The sequence below is a fragment of the Streptomyces sp. NPDC101160 genome, from assembly GCF_044768205.1.
Lineage (GTDB): Bacteria > Actinomycetota > Actinomycetes > Streptomycetales > Streptomycetaceae > Streptomyces.
This window is the reverse complement of record NZ_JBIWPJ010000001.1, coordinates 532,379-555,034: the sequence shown is the minus strand read 5'-3', so window position 1 is coordinate 555,034 and position 22,656 is coordinate 532,379. Positions and strand designations below refer to the sequence as shown.

Genomic DNA, 22,656 nt, shown 5'->3' with positions numbered 1-22,656 from the left:
AATCGAGCCGTATGGGTGATCAATTCCTATCATTGGTCTAAACCATTCTGGAAGTCCCGTCGGCGAGAGTGGCCGAAACGAGCAGCGCGCCTTGTAATGGATCGCACCAGCAACAGCGGCGACAGCGGCGTTCGGCGCCGCGGCCGTGGCGGTGTGAGGAGGCGGTGAGGCCGGATGACGACACCGTCCGAACGGGCCGAACGAGGCAAGGCCGCCCGCAAGCGTGTTCCCCGGTCCTCGCACGGACGCTGGATACCCTCCTCCCAGCGCCCCGACCCCATAGCCCTCCTCGAACAGGAGGCCGTCGACCGGCTGCCCGAACTCGCCCCCGTCCGCTACGGCCGGATGGCCGCCTCGCCCTTCGCCTTCCTGCGCGGCGCCGCCGCCGTCATGGCCGCCGACCTCGCCACCACCCGCAGCTCCGGACTCACCGTGCAACTCTGCGGCGACGCCCACCTGCTCAACTTCGGCGTCTACGCATCACCCGAACGGACGCTTCTCTTCGACGTGAACGACTTCGACGAGACGCTCCCCGGGCCCTTCGAATGGGACGTCAAGCGACTCGCCGCCTCCGTCGTCGTCGCCGCCCTCCAGAACGGCTCCGCCAAGCCCAAGGCCCACCGCGCCGCCCTCGCCGCCACCGAGTCGTACCGCACGACCATGCGGCGCCTCGCCGGACTCGGAGAACTCGAGGTCTGGTACGAGCGGATCGCCGCCGACGACCTGTCCTCCCTCGTCCACGGGGCCGACCGGGCCCGCGTCGAGAGCCGGCTCGCGCACGCCCGCCGCCGCACCAGCCTCCACGCCCTCGCAAGGCTCACCGAGAAGGACGCGTCGGGCCGGCACATCGTCGACGACCCGCCGCTCCTCGAACGGGTCACCGACGTCGACCGGATCACCATCGGGAAGATCTTCAGCGACTACCGCAGCTCCCTCGCCGAGGAGCGCCGGATCCTCCTCGACCGCTACCGCTTCGTCGACGCCGCCCGCAAGGTCGTCGGCGTCGGCAGCGTCGGCACCCGCTGCTTCATCCTGCTCCTCGAGGGCCGCGACGACGCCGACCCGCTCTTCCTCCAGATCAAGGAGGCCGGCCGGTCGGTCCTGGAGCAGTACCTCCAGCCGAGCGCCTTCACCCACCAGGGCCACCGGGTGGTCAGCGGCCAGCGGCTCATCCAGGCCGCCAGCGACATCTTCCTCGGGTGGATGACCGGACCCGAACAACGCCACTTCTACTGGCGCCAGTTGCGCGACATGAAGGGTTCCGCCGAGGTCGAGACCATGTCCCCGGCCACCCTCCGCGACTACGCCCGTCTCTGCGGCCGCGCCCTGGCCCGCGCCCACGCCCGCTCCGGCGACCGCATCGCGATCGCCGCCTACCTCGGCACCTCCGACGTCTTCGACCGCGCCGTCGCCGACTTCGCCCTGCGCTACGCGGGCCAGAACGCCGACGACTACGCGGCGCTGAGCGCCGGCATCGCCGCCGGCGTGGTGGCGGCGGCCCCGGGCGTCTGACTGCTCCGAGTGGATCACACGGGTGGTGGGAGCCCCACCACGACCGCAGGCTGACCAGCACAGTGCCCGCGCGGCCCCGCCGTGGCGGGCTGAGCCACGCGGTGTCGTCCCGGTCTGGACGGCCGTGGTCCACAGAGAGAGACCCGATCACATGACGGAACAAGGCGCCCTACGAGCGCGCGCCCGGCGCCCGTACGGACGGCGACGCTCCGGAGGCACCCGTACCGGCCTCGCGCTCGCCGCGGCCGGTCTGACCCTGATGGGTGCGGCCGGCCCGACCGTGGCCGCGCCGGCGACGGGAAGCCCTTCGCCACCCGGCAACACGCTGTCACCCGCTCACGGGCCCCACCCGGGTGGCCCGGCGCGGTTCGTGCCGGCCCCCTGCCCGAAGACGCCCGAGCCGGTCCCCGGGCGGTGCGGATTCCTGGAGGTGCCCGAGAGCCGCCGCCACCACCACGACCACCGCGGCGGCGGCCGGACCATCCGGCTGGCCGTCGCGATCATCCCCGCCGAATCGGCGAAGCCGGCCGAGGAGCCGGTGGTGTTCATGGAGGGCGGTCCCGGCGGGGACGCCTTCGACAACATCCCCTTCCTCATCTCCTCCGGCGTGAACCGGAACAACGACCTGATCGTCATGGCCCAGCGCGGCGGGCTCTACTCGCAGCCGAACCTCGCCTGCCCGGAGATCGACCACTTCAACGTGAAGGCCGTGGGACTGCGCTACGACGCCCCCTCCACCGGGCGGCTCCTGGTCCGCGCGACCCAGGAGTGCCGGGACCGCCTCACCGCCGGCGGAGTCCGCCTGAGCGCCTACAACACCACCGAGAACGCGGCGGACTTCGCCGACCTGCGCACGGCGCTCGGCATCGACCGGTGGAACGTCTACGGCTACTCGTACGGCACCAACCTGGCCCTCACCTACCTGCGCCGCCACCCCGAGGGGATCCGCTCGGTGGCGATCGACTCGATCGCGCCGCCCCAGGTCGTGAACCTGCCGTGGACCTGGGACAGCGCCGGGGAGGGGATCAGCGAGATCTTCGCGGCGTGCGCGGCCCAGCCCGCCTGCAAGAGCCGCTACCCGCACCTGAGACGGACGCTCGACGAACAGGTACGCCGCCTCGAGGCACACCCGCTGACCCTGATGGCAGAGCCGCCGGGCGGCGGGAAGCCGGTCAAGGTCGACCTCGACGGCGGCGCGCTCCTCAACATCCTCGTCGCCAACACCGTCAGGGCCGTCGACGTCCCCGCCGCACTCGACGAACTCGCCCACGGGAACCCGACCCGCTTCGCGCGCGCCCGGGCCGTCGACGTGGCGACCCGCATCGGCGCGTTCGCCCACGGCCTGACGCAGTCCGTGGCGTGCGCCGAGTGGGCGCCGGGCTTCGGCGAGAACGACATCCTGAAGGCGGGCCGTCGGAACTTCCCCGGCTTTCCGGACACCGTCCTGGCCCAACCCCCGCAACTGCCCTTCGAGCACCACGTGTGCGACGTCTGGAACGTCCCGGACCGCACCGCGATCCAGCGCGTGGCCACCTTCAGCAAGGTGCCGACGCTCCTCCTCTCCGGAACCTACGACGCCAAGACCGGTGCGAGCTGGGCCCGGGTCGCGGCCCGCACCCTGCCCCGCTCCACCTCCGTACGGATCCCCGGCATCGGCCACTGGGTGGTGCCCCAGTCGCCCTGCGCGGCGAGCGTCCTGGCCTCCTTCCTCAAGCACCCGACCACGCCCGACACGAGCTGCGTGGCAGGGCTCAAGCCCCCACCGTTCACCATCACCTGACACGGAGACCGAATGATGTCCCTTCGACCACCTCACCACCGGCGCATTGCGGGACGCCTCCCCGCCGCGCTCGCCGGGGCCACCGCCGGTGTCCTCGCCGCCGGCCTCGTCGCGGCACCCGCCCAGGCCGAGTCCCGCCCCGCGGCGCCGCTCGGCACGATCGCCGGGTCGGCGGGCCACGCCCGCTTCGTACCGGGACCCTGCCCGCGGACGGCGGACCCGATCCCCGCCCTGAAGACCGCCCACTGCGGAACCCTGACCGTCCCCGAGACCCGCCACCGGCACGAAGGCCCTGACGGGTACGGCCACGAGGGCCCTGGCGGGTACGGGCACGAGGGCACTGACGCGCACCACGGCGGGGGACGCAGGATCACCCTCGCGGTGGCCATCATCCCGGCGGCCACGAAGAAGCACCCCGGCGACCCGATCGTCTGGCTCGCCGGCGGACCCGGCGACGACGCCGTCTCCGAGATCCCGATGGCGTTGAACGGTCACCTGAACCGCGACCGGGACCTGATCTTCATGTCCCAGCGGGGCACCTACTCGGCCGACCCGCAGCTCACCTGCCCGAATGTCGACCGGTTCGCCGCGGACTCCCTCGGCCTCGTCTTCGGCGCCCCGTCCACCGGGCGTCTGCACGTCGAGGAGACGCGGAAGTGCCGCGACCGGGTGGTGAGCCGCGGGGCCGACCCCAGCGCCTACTACGGCCCCGAGAGCGCCGCCGACTACGACGACCTGCGCAAGGCGCTGGGCATCAAGAAGTGGAACGTGTTCGGCATCTCGTACGGCACGAACCTGGCGCTCCACTACCTGCGCCTGCATCCGGAGGGCATCCGGTCGGTCGGCATCGACGGTGTCCTGCCGCCGGCCCTGGCCGGCGGGGCGGTGACCTGGAAGGCCGCACGAGAGGGCTACGACGGCCTGTTCAGGGCCTGCGAGCAGCAGCCCGCCTGCAACACCCGCTATCCGCACCTCAAGGCCACGTTCGAGCGCCTCGTCAGCGAGGTCGAGGCCCATCCGGTCACCACGACCGTCACGGTGCCGGGTCAGTCGAAGCCGGTGAAGGTCGTGCTGGACGGCGGAGTCCTGGTGAACTGGCTGGCCTCCGCCACTCATGTGGCGGCCGGAGTGCCCCGCTCCATCGACGACCTGGCCCACGGCCACCCGCGGCGGATCGCCGAGCAGTGGGCCGGCGGCAAGCTCAGCCCGCAGGCCATCGGAAGGACGTCCCACGGCCTCGCCTACGGCGTCTTCTGCCGGGAGTGGACCCCCTACGAGAGCGAGGCGGACATCGTGCGGGCAGGCCGCCGCCTGTTCCCGTCGTTCCCCCGCTCGGTGCTGGTCAACGCTCCGTTCCTCACCTGGCTCCACCCGGACTGCGACGCCTGGGACGTCCCCCCGGCGGACCCGTCGATCCGGGAGCGGACGTACAGCGACATCCCGACCCTCGTCCTGTCCGGCGGCTTCGACGCCCAGACCGCGGCGAGCAGCGGTGCGTACGCCGCCAGCACGCTGAGCCGGTCCATCGCCGTCACGGTGCCCTACGTCGCCCACGTCGTGTTCGCCGACTCGAAGTGCGCGCAGACGATGACCGTGTCGTTCTTCGACCGCCCGAGCTCGCCGGACACCAGCTGTCTGAAGGGCCTCAAGCCGCCGACGTTCGAGATCGGCCCGTGAGACACGAGGGGCGGCCGTGGTGATGAACGGCCGCCCCTCGCGGTTCTAGCTCTCCACGCGGCGCAGCGGCGGCGCGGCGGGCGTCTCGGGCACCGGCCCGAACAGCACCTCGCGGGCCACCGCCGGGGCGAACAGCACCGTCAGCGGGGCGTTCAGGGTCAGCGCGGAACGGAAGGCCGCGCCCACGACGGGGTTGCCCGCGGTGCGTTCCTGGACCCGGCGCAGGTACCAGCCGGTGAACTTGTCCATGGCCCCCGCGCGCGCCGCGTCGCCGGTGGCGCCCGGCATCTTCTTGTCGGCGCCGGCCGAGATGTCCCACGCCTGCTGCGAGGCGCCGAGCAGCGCCTTCTGCACCCGCCGCGTCGTCGGCGTGCGCTTCGGATCCGACAGGGCCTCGCGCAGCGCGACCGCGCTCAGCGCGGCCACCGCCATGCCCTGCCCGTAGATCGGGTTGAAGGCGCACAACGCGTCGCCGGTGGCGAGGAAACCGGCCGGCCGGCGGCCCGGACGGTCGTACCGGCGACGGATGTTGGCGGTCTTGCGGAAGCCGTACACCGGCGACATCGGCTCGGCCTTCGCGATCCAGTCACCCACCACCGGGTGCGGCAGCTTGCGCGCGTACTCCTCGAACAGGTTCTCGTCGGTGGGCGGGAGGTCGTCGCGCAGCCCCGACAGGGTGACCAGGTGACGCCCGTCGCCGAGCGGCAGCACCACGGCGCCGTACACCTGCGAGGGGTTGGGCACGACGTAGTAGCCGAGGGCGTCCACCGACGGGTCGGCGGCGGGCGAGCGGTACATCCGGGTCGCGTACGCCAGCCCGGTGTCGAGGGTCTCCTCGTGCGGGGCCTCGGCGCCGATGCCGGCCAGCCAGTCCGCCGCGCGGGTCGAGCGCCCGGAGGCGTCCACGACCAGATCGGCCTCCAGCGGGTACGGCTCCTTGGCGGCGCCCGCGCCGCGCTCGCGCAGCAGCACGCCGCTCACCCGGGAGGAGTCGCCGAGCAGCCCCACCGTCTCGGTACCCTCGACGAGTTCGATCCGCCGGTCCGCGAACACCCGCTTCCGCACCAGCCATTCGAGCTGGTCGCGCGGTCCGGTGTAGAAGTGGGCCGTGGCCGGAGTGCGGGCGAACCACTGCCCGTTCTGCCACTGGATCATGTCCTCGGGAATGCCGACCTTCGGCGCGCCCAGAGCGTGCAGCTCGCTCATGAAGCCGGGCAGCAGCTCGTCGAGGGCGTGCTGTCCGCCCTCGATCAGTACATGGAGATGCCTGCCCTGCGGGACACCGGGGCGGGCGTCCGCCGTCTCGGGATAGCGGTCGCGCTCCACCACCGTGACCCGCTCCGCGTGCTCGCTCAGCACCCGCGCGGCCAGCAGACCCGCGAGGCTCCCCCCGATGACCACCGCGTGACGCGACTTGCGTGCCCTGCGGGATCCCAACTCGTCGGCCATCCTCGCCCTTTCGCGTGGGTGGATCCACCCCCGTGGATCCGTCAGGTCAGTGACTGACCAGTATCCACGGTGGCGCGCGGCACGTCGCGCGCGGCGGTGGTGAGCACCTTCGCGGCGACGGCCGGATGGAAGAGGATCGCCGGCGACGCCGTCATGTTGACCACGCGCACGAACCGCGACCACACCGCGGCGTCCTTCACGGCGACCTGGAACAGCCGGGTGTTGTACCAGTGCGCGATACGGGCGCCCGCGGGCTGCCGCTCGGGATTCCACATCAGGTCGGAGTTGGTGGAGAGCGTCCACGGGGCCAGGAGCATCCGGCCGACCCGCCGTTGGAAGACGCGCGCGACGCCGTCGAGGGACCGGCCCGCGGCCCGCTGCCGCGTGAGCATCGCGTGCAGCAGCTCGGCCTCCATCGCGGCGACGGTCAGGCCCTGCCCGTACACCGGGTTGAAGACGCAGACCGCGTCGCCCACCGAGACGAGCCGGTCGGGCCAGTTCTTGACGAGGTGGTAGGGCCGCCACCGGTTGTCGACGTTGGTGTACCGGTGCGTGGGTTCCTGCTCGCTCCGCCGGAGCAGCTGCTGCGCCAGGTGCGGGTTGTCGAGCGTGTGGGCGAACTTCAGGTAGCCGTCGTCGTCCGTCGGCGGATGCTCCTGGAAGCCGAACAGCGAGCACGTCCAGCGGCCGCCCTCGACGGCCAGCAGCACACCGGCACGGGGGACCCGCGGGGCGAAGAGCATCTGGTAGGCGACGAAGAAGTCCGGGTGCCCGTCCTCGGGCCGGTCGAAGTTCATGGAGGTGTACGTGACCTTCGCCTTCACCGTCCGCTTCGGCGGCACGGTGACACCGAGCGCGGTCAGCCAGTCCTCCAGCGCACTGGTCCGGCCCGAGGCATCGACGACCAGGTCGGCGGTCAGTTCCGCGGTCTGCCCGGTGGGGTCCGCGCCGCGGCGGTAGCTCACCCCGCCCACCCGGCCCCGCCCCGTGCGCACCAGGCCGGTGCACGTGGTGCCGGCCATCAGTGTCACCTGCGGCATCCCCAGCACCCTGCGGCGCAGCCTCCGCTCCAGCTCGTGGCGGGTGAACGTCTGGATCCTGACACCGGTGCGGGTGCGCGGCGCGGTGCCGGCCGGCAGCAGGAAATCGATGCTCTCCCCGTAGTCGAAGACCGGAGCACCGGCCGCGCGCAGCTCCTCGCGCAGCCCGGGGAAGAGCCTCTCCAGGATCTCGCCGCCCTTCGCCAGCATCGCGTGCGCGTGATAGCCCTGCGGCGCACCGGGATGGGTGCCCGTGTCCTCGTCGACGGAGTCCCGCTCCAGCAGGATCACCTCGTCGAAGAAGTCGGCCAGAACCCGCGCGGTGACCAGCCCCGCGTAGCTGCCGCCGACGACGACGGCCCTGCCCCAGGGATGCTGCTGCTTCAATGCGTTCTCGCTCACGTGTGGTGGCCGACGATCCCCGACAAGCACTCAAGGCGGCAGGCGTCAGGACCTTTGCCGCCGCGCCCAAGAATGCTCAGCGGGGAGCCCTCACTTCAACGCCCGCGCAGTCGCGCCACCCCGCGCGAAGAATCACTCCCGGCGCACGCTCACCCACGCGTGCCGCCCTCGTGCGCCCGTTAGGTGGGCGGAGATCAGACCGCGCCCGTTTCCCCGCCGGACTCCGTGAGCTCAGTGATCGCCTGGCTCAGCCACTGCACCCAGAAGCGCTCCAGCTCGATCCCGCCCCGCAGCACCAGATGGCGCAGCCGGTCCGGTTCCGTCGTCCGCCGCGCGGGCGGGAAGTCGCGTTCCTCGATCGCCAGGTACTCGTCCAACTGGGCGCGGTGCAGGCCGAGATGGCGCTCCAGCTCCTCCCGCAGGCCGCGGCCGCCGACCACCGCCGCCGCGCGCATGCGCAGCAGCAGCGCCGAGCGCATCGGCTTCGGGTCCTCCGCGGTCCCGACCCAGGACGCGAGCTCGGCGCGGCCGGCGGGCAGCACCTCGTACTCCTTCTTCTGTCCCCGGGCGGGGACGGCGGCGGGCAGGGCACGGATGTACCCCGCCTGCTCCAGCTTGCCGAGCTCGCGATAGATCTGCTGGTGGGTGGAGGACCAGAAGTAGCCGATCGACCGGTCGAAGCGGCGGGTCAGTTCGAGGCCGGAGGACGGCTTCTCGAGCAGTGCCGTGAGGATCGCGTGCGGGAGGGACATGGACGCATCCTAGGTTCGACCGGTCGGACGGCTCGTGGAATCGACGGCCCGGTGGCCGGTGGCCGGTGGCCGGTGGCCGGTGGCCGGTGGCCGGTGGCCCTGGGCCCGGTGGGTGGCCCTGGGCCCGGTGGCCGTTCGCCTACAGGGTGGCGGCGAGCCGCGTGCCCTGGTCGATGGCCCGCTTGGCGTCCAGCTCGGCGGCGACGTCCGCGCCGCCGATCAGGTGCACCGTGCGGCCGGCGGCCACCAGCTCCTCGTACAGGTCGCGGCGCGGCTCCTGGCCGGTGCACAGCACCACCGTGTCGACCGGGAGGAGCTGCGCCTCGCCGTCGATGGTGAGGTGCAGGCCCTCGTCGTCGATCCGCTCGTACGAGGCTCCCGCCACCATCGTGACGCCCCGGTGCTTCAGCTCGGTGCGGTGGATCCAGCCGGTGGTCTTGCCGAGACCCGCGCCGACCTTGCTGGTCTTGCGCTGGAGCAGGTGGACCTGGCGCGGGGGCCGGGGCCGCTCGGGGGTGCGCAGGCCGCCCCGGGTCTCGTAGGAGGTGTCGACGCCCCACTGGCGGAAGTACGTCTCGGGGTCCTGGCTCGCGCCCTCGCCGCCGTCCGTGAGGAACTCGGCCACGTCGAAGCCGATGCCGCCCGCGCCGAGGATCGCGACCCGCTCGCCGACCGGCACGCGGTCGCGCAGCACGTCCAGGTAGCCCACGACGCTCGGGTGGTCGACGCCCTCGATCTCGGGGACGCGCGGGGTGACGCCGGTGGCGACGACGACCTCGTCGAAGTCCGCCAGGTCGGCCGCCGACACGTACGTGTTGAGGCGGACGTCGACACCGCGCTCGGCGAGCTGGACCCCGAAGTAGCGCAGGGTCTCGTTGAACTCCTCCTTGCCCGGCACCTGGTTGGCCACGTTCAGCTGGCCGCCGATCCGGTCGCCGGCGTCGAACAGCGTGACCGTGTGGCCGCGTTCGGCCGCGGAGACGGCGCAGGCGAGGCCGGCCGGGCCGGCGCCGACGACGGCGATCCGCTTGGCGAGGCGGGTGGGGGAGAGGACCAGCTCGGTCTCGTGGCAAGCCCGCGGGTTCACCAGACAGGAGGTGATCTTCAGGCTGAAGGTGTGGTCCAGGCACGCCTGGTTGCAGCCGATGCAGGTGTTGATCGTCTCGGCGCGGCCGGCCGCGGCCTTCGCCACGAACTGCGGGTCGGCGAGGAACGGACGCGCCATCGACACGATGTCGGCGCGGCCCTCGGCGAGGATCTGCTCGGCGACCTCGGGCGTGTTGATGCGGTTGCTGGTGACCAGCGGCACCGACACCGCGCCCATCAGCCGCTTGGTCACCCAGGTGTAGGCGCCGCGCGGCACGGAGGTGGCGATGGTCGGGATGCGGGCCTCGTGCCAGCCGATGCCCGTGTTGATGATGGTGGCGCCGGCCGCCTCGATCTCCTTGGCGAGCGCGACGACCTCGTCGAGGGTGGAGCCGCCCGGGACCAGGTCGAGCATGGAGAGGCGGTAGACGACGATGAACTCCTCGCCGACCCGCTCGCGGATCCGGCGCACGATCTCCAGCGGGAAGCGCGTCCGGTTCTCGTAGGAGCCGCCCCAGCGGTCGGTGCGCTGGTTGGTGGCGGCGGCGATGAACTCGTTGATCAGGTAGCCCTCGGAGCCCATCACCTCGACGCCGTCGTAACCGGCCTCCTTGGCCAGCTCGGCGCAGCGGGCGTAGTCCTCGACCGTCTGCTCGACCTCGGCGTCGGACAGCTCGTTCGGCACGAAGGGGCTGATCGGCGCCTGGATCGGGCTCGGGGCGACCAGGCCGGGGTGGTACGCGTACCGGCCGAAGTGCAGGATCTGCATCGCGATCCGGCCGCCCTCGGCGTGCACCGCCTCGGTGATCAGCCGGTGCTCGGCGACCTCCTCGGCATTGGTCAGCTTGGCCCCGCCGTCCCACGGCCGCCCGGCCTCGTTGGGCGCGATGCCGCCGGTGACGATGAGCCCGACGCCGCCACGGGCGCGCTCGGCGTAGAACGCGGCCATGCGCTCGAAGCCGTGCTCGGTCTCCTCCAGGCCGACGTGCATGGAACCCATGAGCACCCGGTTGGGCAGGGTGGTGAACCCGAGGTCCAGCGGGCTCAGCAGGTGCGGGTACGGGGTGTTCGGGGCCATCGGGGCGCCTCCTCGCGCGGGGTCGTCACGCACTGTTGTAGACGACTGGCGAAGGCTTGTGCAACAAATTGCATAAAGGTGGGCGGGTGATGTGCGCCATGCCCCGTGAGACGGCCGCCCCGTAGACGAACGCCCCATGAGACGGACGCCCGTGCGGCACGGGAACGATCACGGAGGACCTCCCGTTGATCTGTCATGGTGATGACCTTGAGTCTGCTCCTGATGGGAGCGCTGATGCTGGTGCTCTTCGCGCTGGCGTTACTCCGGCGGTTGATCCACCGCACTGGCCGCCCACGGGCCCTGGCCCGCCGGCTCGCGGCCCGCACCGAAGGAGGCAATCCGGCCGCGATGGCCATCGACGAACTCTTCGCGCTCCTCACCCCGACGAAGCATGTGCGCCTGGAGCAGCAGCGGACCGACATGGTCCTCCGCCACGACGCGGAGGACGGCGCACCGCCCGCGATGGGCCTCGACCTGGACGCCGGCCGCGCGGTCGTGCGACGGCCGGCGCCCACGGACCGGGCCGGCGGCTGAACCCGCTGGAGGAGCCGACCGGCGCCGCCCCCTCTCCAGGGGCCGGGAGCGTCACTCCTGAGCGTCACTCCTTGCGGTAGGCGTACGCCTCCGAGGCCGCCGCCGCCACCGCGTCCAGGTCGCCCCCGGCGCTCGCCGTCACCAGCGCCGCCACCGCGCCCTCCACGAACGGGGCGTCCACCAGGCGCGCCCCCTCCGGCAGCTCGTCGCCCTCCGCGAGCAGGGCCTTCACCGTCAGGACCGCGCTGCCCAGGTCGACCAGGAGGGCCACCCCGGCGCCCTGGTCGGCGGCCTTCGCGGCGCCCGTGATCAGGTCGGCGCTGGTGCCCAGACCGCCGTCCGGAGTGCCGCCCGCCGGGAGGATCGGCGCCGTGTCGCCGCCGCCGGCGAGGCCGACGGCGAGTTCGGCGACGGCCGCCGCGACGGCCGCGCTGTGCGAGACGAGCACGATTCCGACGCGGCGCGCCGACGTGTGCGGAGCACTCTCGCTCATCCGGCCACCTCCGCGAGCGCCGCGAACAGCAGCGCCGACGAGGTCGCCCCCGGGTCCTGGTGCCCGACGGACCGCTCGCCGAGATAGCTCGCCCGGCCCTTGCGCGCCAGCAGGGGTACGGTCGCGAGGGCGCCGGCCTCGGCCGCCTCGCGGGCGGCCGCGAACGAGGTGCCGAGCGCCTCGGCGGCGGGGGTCAGCGCGTCCAGCATCGTCTTGTCGCCGACCTTGGCCCCGCCTAGCTGTGCCACGGCGGCGACCCCGGCCGCCAGCGCCTCGGCGAGCGAGCCCCGCGAGACCTGCTCGGCGTCGCCCAGCGCCTTGCCGGTGCGGCGCAGCAGTGTCCCGTACAGCGGCCCGGACGCGCCGCCCACCGTGGAGATCAGCTGCCGTCCGGCCGCGACGAGGACCGCCCCCGGCGTGGCCGGCGGCTCCTTCTCCAGGGCGGCCGACACGGCCGCGAAGCCCCGCCTGAGATTGGCGCCGTGGTCGGCGTCGCCGATCGCCGAGTCCAGCTCGGTCAGCCGGTCCGCCTCCCGGTCCACGGCGACGGCCGCCGCCGTCATCCAGTCACGGAAGAACCCGGCTCCGTACGTCTCCTCGCTCATCGTCCCCTCACCGTCCCCAGCGCAGCGCGGGCGTCTCGACCGGCGCGTCCCAGAGCCGCAGCAGCTCCTCGTCCGCCTCGCACAGCGTCACCGAGCAGCCCGCCATGTCGAGGGAGGTCACATAGTTGCCGACCAGTGTGCGGGCGACCGGCACCCCGCGCTCGCCGAGGACCCGCTGCACCTCGGCGTTGAACCCGTACAACTCCAGCAGCGGGGTCGCCCCCATCCCGTTCACCAGCGCGAGCACCGGCCCGCGCGGGCGCAGATCGTCGGCCACGGCCCCGACGGCGATGTCCGCGATCTCCCGCGCGCTCATCATCGGCCGCCGCTCCCGGCCCGGCTCGCCGTGGATGCCGATGCCCAACTCCAGCTCACCGTCCGGGAGATCGAAGGTGGGCGAGCCCTTCGCGGGTGTCGTCACGGCGCTCAGCGCCACGCCGAAGCTGCGCGAGCGCTCGTTCACCCGCCGGGCCACCGCCTCGACCCGGTCGAGCGGCGCGCCCTCCCCGGCCGCCGCGCCCGCGAGCTTCTCCACGAAGAGCGTGGCGCCGGTGCCGCGCCGCCCGGCCGTGTAGAGGCTGTCGGTCACCGCCACGTCGTCGTCGACGAGCACCTTGGCGATCCGGACGCCCTCGTCCTCCGCCAACTCGGCGGCCATCTCGAAGTTGAGCACGTCTCCGGTGTAGTTCTTCACCACGAACAGCACCCCGGCGCCGCTGTCCACGGCGGTCGCGGCCCGCACCATCTGATCCGGCACGGGACTCGTGAAGATCTCGCCGGCGCACGCGGCCGTCAGCATCCCGGGCCCCACGAACCCCGCGTGCAGCGGCTCGTGCCCCGAACCGCCTCCCGACACCAGGGCCACCTGCCCCGGCACCGGCGCGTCGCGCCGCAGCACGACCCGGTTCTCCACGTCCACGGAAAGCCCGGGGTGCGCGGCGGCCATCCCGCGCAGCGCGTCCGCGACGACCGTCTCCGGGCCATTGATCAACATCCTCATGGGTGTCTCCTCGGGAGGCTAGAAGGTAGGCCTATGAGCTGCGTTTTCGCAGGTCACTGCTGGTGCGCGTGATTCGTGACCTTGGTGTTCCATGACGGTCGGTGGCGGCGTCTGCCGGTACTGGTGCTGACTCGATGCCGACTTTGGTGACTGGGCGTCAGGTGGTGCTCGTGGTCCGACGTGGGCGTCTGTGAGTGATCTCTTCGGCAGTATCGACCTTGCGGCCGGGAAGTTCACGCAGATCTGACAGATGCCCGCTCGGGTGCGGTGACGCGCAGGGAAGAGGGGGACGAGGAAGGTGTCGCGGACTCTTCCTGATGCCTGTTGGCTCCACCGCGCGGCTGTATGCGGCGGACTCGGTGGCCAGAGCCTGCATGTGGGCGTGCATCCGGCGCGAGACTGGGCGGATCGTCCATGTCGGCCCGGACGATGTCGTCGACGCCGAGGCGCTCCAGTTCCCGGGCGGCCTCCCCGTCGGGGTGCCGGGTGACGGCGCGCACCGCGAATTCCTCCTCGCGGTCCGCAAGGATGGCCCGCACGAGGCCGCCGCCCTGCCTACCAGTGGCACCGATCACCGTGATGATCTCCTGTCGGCGTGGCTCGATCGCCTCGCACCTCAGACACGTGGTTCGGCCGCTGTCGTCCGTCCGTGACTACTCGCCCTTGCCCTCCCGCTTCTCCTCGTCGACGATCTCGGCATCGACGATGTCCTCCTCGCCACCGGCTCCACCGCCGGCCGTGGGCCCGGCACCTCCTTGCGCCTCCTGCTGGTTGGCGTACATCGCGGTGCCGATCCGCTGGGCGGCCGTGGTCAGCCGGTCGACGGCAGTGCGGATCTCCGCGGCGTCCTCGCCCTTGAGCTTCTCCTTCAGCTCGGTGATCGCGGCCTCGACTTCGCCCTTCACGTCGCCGGGGATCTTGTCCGCGTTGTCCTTGAGCAGTTTCTCGGTCTGGTAGACGAGCTGCTCGCCCTGGTTGCGGGTCTCGGCGGCCTCGCGGCGGCGCCGGTCCTCCTCGGCATGGGCTTCGGCGTCGCGCATCATCCGCTCGATGTCGTCCTTCGGCAGGGAGGAGCCGCCGGTGACGGTCATCTTCTGCTCCTTGCCCGTGCCCAGGTCCTTCGCGGTCACGTGCATGATGCCGTTGGCGTCGATGTCGAAGGCGACCTCGATCTGCGGGACGCCGCGCGGGGCCGGCGGCAGACCGGTCAGCTCGAACATGCCGAGCTTCTTGTTGTACGCCGCGATCTCGCGCTCGCCCTGGTAGACCTGGATCTGCACGGACGGCTGGTTGTCGTCGGCGGTGGTGAAGACCTCCGAGCGCCGGGTCGGGATCGTGGTGTTGCGCTCGATCAGCTTGGTCATGATGCCGCCCTTGGTCTCGATGCCGAGGGACAGCGGCGTCACGTCGAGCAGCAGGACATCCTTGACCTCACCCTTGAGGACACCGGCCTGCAGGGCGGCGCCGACGGCGACGACCTCGTCCGGGTTCACGCCCTTATGCGGGTCCTTGCCGGTCAGGGACTTCACCAGCTCGGTCACCGCGGGCATGCGGGTCGACCCGCCGACCAGGATCACGTGATCGATGTCCGCGACCTTGATCCTCGCGTCGTCGACCGCCTGGTGGAAGGGGCTCTTGCAGCGCTGCAGCAGGTCCTCCGTCATCTTCTCGAACTGCGCCCGGGTGAGCTTCTCCTCCAGGTGCAACGGGCCCTCGGCGGACGCCGTGACGTAGGGCAGGTTGATCGTGGTCTCCGTGGCCGAGGACAGCTCGATCTTCGCCTTCTCGGCGGCCTCGCGCAGACGCTGCACCGCCATCTTGTCCTTGGACAGATCGACGCCGTAGCCGTTCTTGAACTGCTTCACCAGGTAGTCGACGACGCGCTGGTCCCAGTCGTCACCGCCGAGGTGCGTGTCTCCGTTCGTGGCCTTGACCTCCACCACGCCCTCGCCGATCTCCAGGAGGGACACGTCGAAGGTGCCGCCACCGAGGTCGAAGACGAGGACGGTCTGGTCGTTCTCCTTGTCGAGGCCGTACGCGAGGGCGGCCGCAGTGGGCTCGTTCACGATGCGCAGGACGTTGAGGCCCGCGATCTCGCCCGCCTCCTTCGTGGCTGTCCGCTGGGAGTCGTTGAAGTACGCGGGCACGGTGATGACCGCGTCCGTGACGTCCTCACCCAGGTAGGATGCGGCGTCCCGCTTCAGCTTCTGCAGCACACGGGCGGAGATCTCCTGCGCGGTGTACCGCTTGCCGTCGACCTCGCCGCTCTCGGGGAACCGCCAGTCCGCCTCTCCGATGTGCCGCTTGACCGACCGGACAGTGCGGTCCACGTTCGTCACCGCCTGCCGCTTGGCCAGCTCGCCGACCAGCACGTCACCGCCCTTGGCGAAGGCGACCACGGACGGTGTGGTCCGCGCACCCTCCGCGTTGGCGACGACGGTCGGCTCGCCGCCCTCGAGGACGGAGACCACCGAGTTCGTCGTTCCCAGATCGATACCGACCGACCGAGCCATCTTCGGCCTCCCAAACCCGAGGGGCGCCACACCACGACACCGTTACCCGGCGCTTTCCCTGCACAGCCGCGGGCATGCCCCCGTCCGTTGGGAAAGCCCGCTGCGGGTGATCCGCCTGTCCGAGGGATTCGGCTACGGTGGCCCGGCCGAGCCGGCCCCGGCTGCCGCGAGGGCCTCCTGCTCGGCGAAGAAGCCGTCGATGACGCACCGGGGGTCGCCGTGCTCGTCCATGGTGCTGCCTCCGGCCAACCGTCCCTCCTCCATCGCTCCCCGCGGCCCCTGTCACCAGTGCCGGCGCCGGAGCCCTCCCGGACCTGCGCCCGCACCAGCAGCCGGCGCCTCTCGGACCGCGCCGCCGCAGCCGAGGCGCCGGCCGGTGCTCAGCGGCCGCCGGGCAGTCGCAGCGGCACCTCGCGGCACCGGACGCGAGGTCCCGTTCCCCCTCACCCAGGCTGGACGCGGGTCGGGGAGTGGAACGTGTCCGTTTCTCGCGGTCGCGGTGGGGGGCGGAGTTTCGTGGGCCGGTGCGGGCCTTGTGCGCGCGATGATGAAGGCAGGCCACCGGAAGTGGCCGGCCCATCTGCGAAGGGTAGGCGCGTGTCTTTCCATGGATCCGGCTTGGGGGAGGTCCTCGCCGACGTGCTGGCCGCCGCCCACCGGCTGACGCCGCGGGAGATTCCCGCGCTGGTCCAGGATGCCGCCGTGCGTCTGGGCATGACCGAGGCGCGGGTCTTCGTCGCGGATCTGCAGCAGGACCAGCTGGTCGCCCTGCCCACCCCGGAACAGACGGAGCTCCTGGTCGCCGGGTCGCCGGTGGAGCTGGAGTCCATCGCGGTGGACACCTCCCTGGCAGGGCGCGCCTACCGCGCCGAGACGGCGCAGATCACCGCGGGCACCGGCCCGCACTCCGCTGTGGGCTGGTTGCCGCTGGTTGACGGCGTCGGACGCCTCGGCGTCCTGAAAGTCACCGCCCCCGTTCTCGAAGGGCCCCTGCTGGAACACGCCGAAGCCCTGGCCTCCCTGACCGCGATGACCCTCGCCACCAAGCAGCACTACAGCGACGTCCTGGCGCAGACGATCCGCAGCCACCCCATGGCCTTGCAGGCCGAGCTGCTGTGGGCGTTCGTGCCCCCGCGGACCATCGGCACCGCCGCCTTCACCTCCTCCGCACTCCTGGAACCCGCCTACGAGGTCGGCGGCGACGCCTTCGACCACAGCCTGTCCGGCACCCGCCTGCACCTGACCCTGCTCGACGCCATGGGCCACGACCTCGCATCCGGCGGCTGCAGCGCCGTCGCCCTGGCTGCCTGCCGCTCCACCCGCCGCGCCGGCGGCGACCTGGTCGACATCTCGGAGCAGATTGACCGCGCCCTCGCCCGCTGGATCCCCGACCGGCTGCTGACCTGCGTCATCGCCGACCTCGACACCGCCACCGGCCGGCTCGACTGGATCAACTGCGGCCACCCGGCGCCGCTGCTGGTCCGCGACGGCCGCCTCGTCACCGGGGCGTTTGATCGCCACCCGCACCTGCCACTCGGCCTGGGCGACCCCGGCCTGCCCCCGCCTCCGGTCCACACCTTCCGTCTCCAGCCCGGCGACCGGGTGCTGATGTTCACCGACGGCGTCACCGAGGCCCGCTCGGCCACCGGCGAACAGTTCGGCGAAGAACGCCTCGCCGACACCGTCGTGCGCGCCATGGCCGACGGCCTGCCCGCACCCGAAGCCCTGCGCCGCCTCATCCAGCGGATCCTGCTCCACCAGGACCGCAAGCTGCGCGACGACGCCACCATCCTGCTCACCGAATGGCACCCCCAGTCGGCCGGGCCCATCTGATGGGGCCGTCGTCGGCCTAACCCGGATCGGCCGGCGGCGCCGCCGACCAGGGGCAGGTGCAGTGCGGTGAGATCGACGCGCCCCCGCGCCGGAGAGACAGGACGCCGTCACCGCCCGGCGGCATCGAGTCACTGAGCCGAATTGCGGCGTAAAGCCGATGCGAGGCCGGGGTCCCTGAACATGGATCTGCTGCTCCGCACGGATCGCGCATCCAAGGTGCGCCGGCCGCATTCCGCTCGCCGATCTCGCCTCGGGTAGGCCGCCATGAAACCGCGCCCACCCTTCGGATGGGCCCGCGCAGTGCCGGGCACTCATCGTCGACCTGCACGCCCCGCTCGGACGACGGGCCGGCCGCCTTCGACGCCTGGGCTGGTCAGTCGGCGCAGCTGTCATCATCCGCGGGCCGCGCGGTCCGGCACACCGCCTACCAAACGTCCTGCGGTGCCGGGCGCCGCTTCGTTCAGTGCGGCCCTGCGTATTCGAGCGCCGCTATAGACGGCCGAGGCTATCCAGCTGCCCGCGCCGAGCAGCACCCTGTGCCCGCCCGGCTGACGGCCGGAGCTGTTGTTGTGCTCGGCGATCATACGGACGAGGGCGCGGTCATCGGCCTCGTCCAGCGAAGGGCAGTACCGCCTCTGCCGTGAAGAAGTACGGACCGGCGGAGCCGGCCGCCACGGCCTCAGTCCACGTGCTGTCGATGACGGACGTGGCGGGAGGCGTCCTCCTTGCGGTGCTCCACCGCTCGTCCGTAGAGCGGAATCAGCAGCGTCTCCTGGACCGCGCACTGGAAGGGGCCGTACGTGGCCACTCGTACCTCAGTCTCCTGAGGACCCGACGAAAAGGACCGAGCCGGACGGTGCCGTGGCTGCGACCACCGTCCGGCCCGGAGCGAGGGGGCTGGTGCTTCAGGCCGCCTGCTCGTGCTCGCAGGCGTCTTCGATGCCGTGCGTCTCCCAAGCAGGGAAGTCGTCGTCGGCGGGGACAGGTTCGCCCGGCACCAGCAGGCAGGCTTCCAGTGCCGCGTGCAGGGCGTGGGTGCGCAGGCCGGTGCCGATGAAGACGAGCTCCTGGCCCTGCGTGGTCTCCGGGCCCCGGGCGCCCGACGGTTCGAACCGGGCGACGGCGCCGGCCTGCGACCACAGTCCCGTCACCCGGGGCCGGCTGGCGAGCCAGAAGAAGCCCTTGGAGCGCAGGACCCGCCCGAAGGTACCGCTGTCAAGCGCCTTGGTGACAAAGGTCCACAGACGCCCAGGATGGAACGGCAGGTCCGAGCGGAACACAAGCGACGAGATGCCGTACTCCTCGGTCTCCGGCACGTGGTCGCCGTTGAGCTCCTTCACCCAGCCGGGGGCCTGCTGCGCCCGCTCGACGTCGAACAGGCCGGTGCCCAGGATGTGTTCGAGCGGAACCTGCCCGCGAACGGCCGGGACGATCCGCGCCTCCGGGTTGAGCCGGGACAACGTGGCGCGCAACTGGCGTGCCTCTTCCGGGCCGACCAGGTCGAGTTTGTTGAGGACGATGACGTCCGCGAACTCGACCTGGTCCATGAGGAGATCGCTGACGGTCCGCTCGTCGTCCTCGTACTGATCCAGGCCGCGCGCGACGAGTTCGTCGCCGCCGCCCAGCTCCGGAAGGAAACCGGCTGCGTCCACGACGGTCACCATCGTGTCCAGGCGGGCAAGGTCGCCGAGCGTCGCCCCGTCGTCGCGGGGGAAGGAGAAGGTCGCGGCCACAGGCATCGGCTCGGAGATGCCGCTGGACTCGATGAGCAGGTAGTCGAAGCGGCCTTCCCGGGCGAGCCGGTCGACCTCCTCCAGCAGGTCGTCGCGCAGGGTGCAGCAGATGCACCCGTTGGTCATCTCGACCAGCCGCTCCTCGGTGCGGGACAGGGCCGCCTCGCCGCCGCGGACGAGCGCCGCATCGATGTTGACCTCGCTCATGTCGTTGACGATGACCGCGACCCGCAGCCCTTCGCGGTTGCCGAGGACGTGGTTGAGCAGGGTGGTCTTCCCCGCCCCGAGAAACCCGGACAACACGGTCACGGGAAGCCGGTCGGTGGGCGCCATGAGCGCTCAGCCCTCCGGCTGGATGAGGCCGCGCTCGTACGCCTTCTTCAGGCGCTGCGGGACCTGGTAGACGACACCGTCCACGGTGATCGGCACCAGCTGGGGCGTGGTCGCCTTCCACTGCGCGCGGCGGTGGCGGGTGTTGCTGCGGGACATCTTCCGCTTGGGGACGGCCATCGTGAGTCTCCTTCGTCCGGTTGCTGACACGCAGAGGCTATATGAAAATGGATCCCATTATCAATTTGGTTCTCACGTGGCTGAAGAGGGGGTCCGACCACCCGGTCCAGCTCGCGCGGCCCAGTGAAAGTTCGGCATCGGTGACCAGGCGGCATCCAGTGCGTTGGTGATGCGGTCGACGTCGAGGTGTGGCCCGGTGAATCTGATCTCGCTGCGCCGCCCCGCGGTCGATCCGCGACGCCGCCGGCACTGTCCCCCGCAGTGAGACACCGCTGGTCAACGACTGTGCGTGTTGCGCCCTGCGCGAGACCTCGTCCCGGAACTGGAGCGGATGGCCGACAGCGGCCTGACCGTCTTGCCGTGGTCGAACTGTGGGACTCGGTCGCACCGAAGGCCATGGCGGAGGTCATCGCCGCCCACGACGAACGTGATCACCGCCGTGGACCCGGCCCTCGTCCTGCCCTGCCTGTCCAACGGCGACGACCTGGCGGAAGCCGGCCTCGCGGCGGCCGCCACCGATCAGCGGACCGTCGGCGACACCTGGGCCCGCCGGCTGGAGTACGCCCCCGTCCGTCGTCCTGTCGGACGGCGTCGAGCCAGTCCGGCAGGCGTTCGCGGGGGCGACGGTGGCCGGGCGCGGCCGCCCGGCTGGTGAAGAGGTCTTCCGGCCGGGCGGCGAGCCGGACGCCTGCTGCCACCACGGCGGAGCCGACGAACACGGAAAACACCGCAGGTAGGCAAGTAGTACCGCGGTACTACACGACCGGCGCGGTTCAGCCTCCCGGTACCACCGGATCCGGGCGATTCGGCACCTAGCGTTGCCGGTGAGGCGTCCGACGTGACGGACGCCGAAGCCCGACAGGGAGAACGCGAATGATCGACGCACGGCGGTTGACCAAGAGGTACGACGAGAAGACGGCCGTCGACGGGCTGGACTTCGTGGTGAAGCCCGGCACGGTGACCGGCTTCCTGGGGCCCAACGGCGCGGGCAAGTCCACGACCATGCGCATGATCGTCGGCCTCGACGCCCCGACCAGCGGCTCCGTCACCGTGAACGGCCGCCACTACGCCCGCCACCAGGCCCCGCTGCAGGAGGTCGGCGCCCTCCTGGAGGCCAAGTCGATCCACCCGGGCCGCTCGGCGTACAACCACCTCAAAGCGCTCGCGCTCACCCACGGCATTCCCGGCAGCCGGGTCGACGAGGTCATCGGCCTCGCCGGACTCGACAGCGTGGCGAAGAAGCGGGCCGGCGCCTTCTCCCTCGGGATGGGCCAGCGGCTGGGCATCGCGGCGGCGCTGCTGGGCGATCCGCAGACGGTGATGCTCGATGAGCCGGTCAACGGGCTGGACCCGGAAGGGGTGCTCTGGATCCGCAACCTCCTGAAAGGGCTCGCCGACGAGGGCCGGACGGTGTTCGTGTCCTCCCATCTGATGAGCGAGATGGCCCTGGTGGCGGACCACCTGATCATCGTGGGGCGCGGGCGGCTGCTGGCCGACACCACCGTGGCAGACCTGATCCGCGAGGCCGGCGGGGACACGGTGAAGGTTGTCACCCAGGACCCGGCCCGGCTGCGAGACGTACTCGCCGGGCCGGACGTCGATGTCACCGGCCGGATCGGTTCCGAGGAACTGCAGGTGACTGGCCTGACCGCCCGCGAGATCGGGCTGAGGGCCGCCGAACACGGCATCGCGCTGTTCGAGCTGAGCGCGCGAAGCGTGTCGCTTGAGGAGGCGTTCATGGACCTGACCAGGGATGCCGTGGAGTACCACGGCTCCACGACCGCGATCGAGACGCTTGGGAGGCCCGCATGAGCACCCTCACCGCAACGGCCGAATCACCCCGCACCACCCCCGTGCGCCCCGCCTACCGGGTGACCGGACGGCGCGTGCTCGTCTCCGAATGGGCCAAGCTGTGGTCCTTGCGCTCGACCTGGATCACCCTTGTCCTCGGCCTGCTGTTCCTCGTGGCGTTCGGCCTGATCGCCGCGAGCCGCTATACGTCCGAGATCGGCTCCGGCCACATGGACCGGGACTTCGCCGCCTCGACGGCCGTCAGCCTGTCCCTCTTCGGCACGAACTTCGCCCAACTCGCCCTGGGCGTGCTCGGCGTGCTGGTCACGGCGGGCGAGTACTCCACCGGGATGATCCGTTCCACCCTCGCGGCGGTGCCCCGCCGGCTGCCCGTGCTGTGGTCCAAGGCGGTGGTGTTCGGGCTGGTCGCCCTGGCCGTGGGGACGCTGGGGGCGTTCGTCGCCTTCCTGGTCGGCAGCGGAATCGTCTCGGGCACACCCGCGGCCATGAGCCTGTCGCACGCGGGTGTCCCGCGGAGTCTGCTGGGCGCCGGGCTCTACCTCGGCCTGGTCGGCGTGATCGGCGTGGCGCTGGGCGCGCTCCTGCGGTCGGTGGCCGGCGGAATCTCGGTGCTGGTGGCGGCCCTGATGCTGATCCCGGGGCTGATCTCCCTGCTACCGAGTTCCTGGCAGGACGACATCAGCCCCTACCTGCCGTCCAACGCGGGTGAGTCGATGTTCGCGCTGACCCACGACTCGACATCACTGTCGCCGGGCGCCGGGCTGCTGGTCTTCCTGTGCTGGACGGCGCTTGCGCTGGGCGGCGCGGCGTACCGGCTCGCGCGCACCGACGTCTGACGCGCGCACCA

19 protein-coding genes and 1 pseudogene are annotated in these 22,656 nt (G+C 71.7%); 8 read left to right on the top strand and 12 right to left on the bottom strand.

Translation table 11 applies throughout. From position 1 onward, the window contains the following. The first annotated feature begins 174 nt into the window (after positions 1-174). From ACIRSU_RS02470 to ACIRSU_RS02460, 3 genes are all read left to right on the top strand, one after another. Positions 175-1,512, top strand: coding sequence for a DUF2252 domain-containing protein (locus ACIRSU_RS02470; protein ID WP_403788364.1), 1,338 nt, complete (start codon positions 175-177; stop codon positions 1,510-1,512). 151 nt (positions 1,513-1,663) lie between these two features. Then, a complete protein-coding gene (locus ACIRSU_RS02465; protein ID WP_403788362.1) occupies positions 1,664-3,292 on the top strand; it encodes an alpha/beta fold hydrolase in 1,629 nt (542 codons plus the stop codon). 12 nt (positions 3,293-3,304) lie between these two features. Next, positions 3,305-4,969: an alpha/beta fold hydrolase gene (locus tag ACIRSU_RS02460; protein ID WP_403788360.1), complete on the top strand. Its 1,665-nt coding sequence runs from the start codon at positions 3,305-3,307 to the stop codon at positions 4,967-4,969. Positions 4,970-5,014: 45 nt separating this feature from the next. Here ACIRSU_RS02460 and ACIRSU_RS02455 read toward each other — a convergent pair whose 3' ends face one another. The 4 genes from ACIRSU_RS02455 to ACIRSU_RS02440 form a co-directional block, all read right to left on the bottom strand. Then, on the bottom strand, positions 5,015-6,418 hold the full coding sequence (locus tag ACIRSU_RS02455; protein WP_403788358.1) for an FAD-dependent oxidoreductase: 1,404 nt from the start codon (positions 6,416-6,418) through the stop codon (positions 5,015-5,017). Between the two features lie 41 nt (positions 6,419-6,459). Then, the gene (locus tag ACIRSU_RS02450; RefSeq protein ID WP_403788356.1) at positions 6,460-7,860 is read right to left on the bottom strand and encodes an FAD-dependent oxidoreductase; all 1,401 of its coding nucleotides are present in this window, start codon (positions 7,858-7,860) and stop codon (positions 6,460-6,462) included. Positions 7,861-8,054: 194 nt separating this feature from the next. Further along, the gene (locus ACIRSU_RS02445; protein WP_403788354.1) at positions 8,055-8,612 is read right to left on the bottom strand and encodes a PadR family transcriptional regulator; all 558 of its coding nucleotides are present in this window, start codon (positions 8,610-8,612) and stop codon (positions 8,055-8,057) included. A gap of 139 nt (positions 8,613-8,751) precedes the next feature. Further along, a complete protein-coding gene (locus tag ACIRSU_RS02440) occupies positions 8,752-10,776 on the bottom strand; it encodes an FAD-dependent oxidoreductase (protein WP_403788352.1) in 2,025 nt (674 codons plus the stop codon). Positions 10,777-10,983: 207 nt separating this feature from the next. Between ACIRSU_RS02440 and ACIRSU_RS02435 the strand changes: the two genes are divergently transcribed. Beyond that, positions 10,984-11,310, top strand: coding sequence for a DUF6191 domain-containing protein (locus ACIRSU_RS02435; RefSeq protein ID WP_403788350.1), 327 nt, complete (start codon positions 10,984-10,986; stop codon positions 11,308-11,310). A 64-nt stretch (positions 11,311-11,374) separates the two neighbouring features. Here the strand turns inward: ACIRSU_RS02435 and ACIRSU_RS02430 are convergent, their stop codons facing one another. The 5 genes from ACIRSU_RS02430 to dnaK form a co-directional block, all read right to left on the bottom strand. Beyond that, a complete protein-coding gene (locus ACIRSU_RS02430; RefSeq protein ID WP_403788348.1) occupies positions 11,375-11,803 on the bottom strand; it encodes a PTS-dependent dihydroxyacetone kinase phosphotransferase subunit DhaM in 429 nt (142 codons plus the stop codon). After that, positions 11,800-12,408 carry a dihydroxyacetone kinase subunit DhaL gene (gene dhaL, locus ACIRSU_RS02425; protein ID WP_403788346.1) on the bottom strand — a complete coding sequence of 203 codons (609 nt, stop codon included), beginning with the start codon at positions 12,406-12,408 and terminating at the stop codon, positions 11,800-11,802. Before dhaL ends, ACIRSU_RS02430 begins: the two co-directional genes overlap by 4 nt. Before the next feature lie 7 nt (positions 12,409-12,415). Continuing rightward, positions 12,416-13,408 (bottom strand): dihydroxyacetone kinase subunit DhaK, encoded by a 993-nt coding sequence (gene dhaK / locus ACIRSU_RS02420; RefSeq protein ID WP_403788344.1) that lies wholly within the window; start codon positions 13,406-13,408, stop codon positions 12,416-12,418. A gap of 233 nt (positions 13,409-13,641) precedes the next feature. Further along, positions 13,642-13,947, bottom strand: a complete 306-nt coding sequence (locus ACIRSU_RS02415) for a hypothetical protein (RefSeq protein ID WP_403789377.1) — start codon at positions 13,945-13,947, stop codon at positions 13,642-13,644. Positions 13,948-14,061: 114 nt separating this feature from the next. Beyond that, positions 14,062-15,921 carry a molecular chaperone DnaK gene (gene dnaK, locus ACIRSU_RS02410; RefSeq protein WP_403788342.1) on the bottom strand — a complete coding sequence of 620 codons (1,860 nt, stop codon included), beginning with the start codon at positions 15,919-15,921 and terminating at the stop codon, positions 14,062-14,064. Between the two features lie 597 nt (positions 15,922-16,518). Between dnaK and ACIRSU_RS02405 the strand changes: the two genes are divergently transcribed. After that, complete coding sequence (locus tag ACIRSU_RS02405) at positions 16,519-17,754, top strand: PP2C family protein-serine/threonine phosphatase (protein WP_403788340.1); 1,236 nt, start codon at positions 16,519-16,521, stop codon at positions 17,752-17,754. A 679-nt stretch (positions 17,755-18,433) separates the two neighbouring features. Here the strand turns inward: ACIRSU_RS02405 and ACIRSU_RS02400 are convergent. From ACIRSU_RS02400 to rpmF, 3 genes are all read right to left on the bottom strand, one after another. Continuing rightward, positions 18,434-18,562 (bottom strand): hypothetical protein, encoded by a 129-nt coding sequence (locus tag ACIRSU_RS02400; protein ID WP_403788338.1) that lies wholly within the window; start codon positions 18,560-18,562, stop codon positions 18,434-18,436. 97 nt (positions 18,563-18,659) lie between these two features. Next, positions 18,660-19,820 (bottom strand): GTP-binding protein, encoded by a 1,161-nt coding sequence (locus tag ACIRSU_RS02395; protein WP_403788336.1) that lies wholly within the window; start codon positions 19,818-19,820, stop codon positions 18,660-18,662. Positions 19,821-19,826: 6 nt separating this feature from the next. After that, positions 19,827-19,997 carry a 50S ribosomal protein L32 gene (gene rpmF / locus ACIRSU_RS02390; protein WP_403788334.1) on the bottom strand — a complete coding sequence of 57 codons (171 nt, stop codon included), beginning with the start codon at positions 19,995-19,997 and terminating at the stop codon, positions 19,827-19,829. Between the two features lie 224 nt (positions 19,998-20,221). On the opposite strand from rpmF, the pseudogene ACIRSU_RS02385 reads away from it, so the two are divergent. The 3 genes and pseudogenes from ACIRSU_RS02385 to ACIRSU_RS02375 all read left to right on the top strand — a co-directional run. Next, positions 20,222-20,568: pseudogene (locus tag ACIRSU_RS02385) on the top strand (cobalamin biosynthesis protein CobW); the annotation flags it as partial. Positions 20,569-20,870: 302 nt separating this feature from the next. Then, entirely contained in the window at positions 20,871-21,809 is a 939-nt protein-coding gene (locus ACIRSU_RS02380; protein ID WP_403788332.1) for an ABC transporter ATP-binding protein, read from the top strand. Continuing rightward, positions 21,806-22,645: an ABC transporter permease gene (locus ACIRSU_RS02375; RefSeq protein ID WP_403788330.1), complete on the top strand. Its 840-nt coding sequence runs from the start codon at positions 21,806-21,808 to the stop codon at positions 22,643-22,645. Before ACIRSU_RS02380 ends, ACIRSU_RS02375 begins: the two co-directional genes overlap by 4 nt. Positions 22,646-22,656 lie beyond the last annotated feature (11 nt).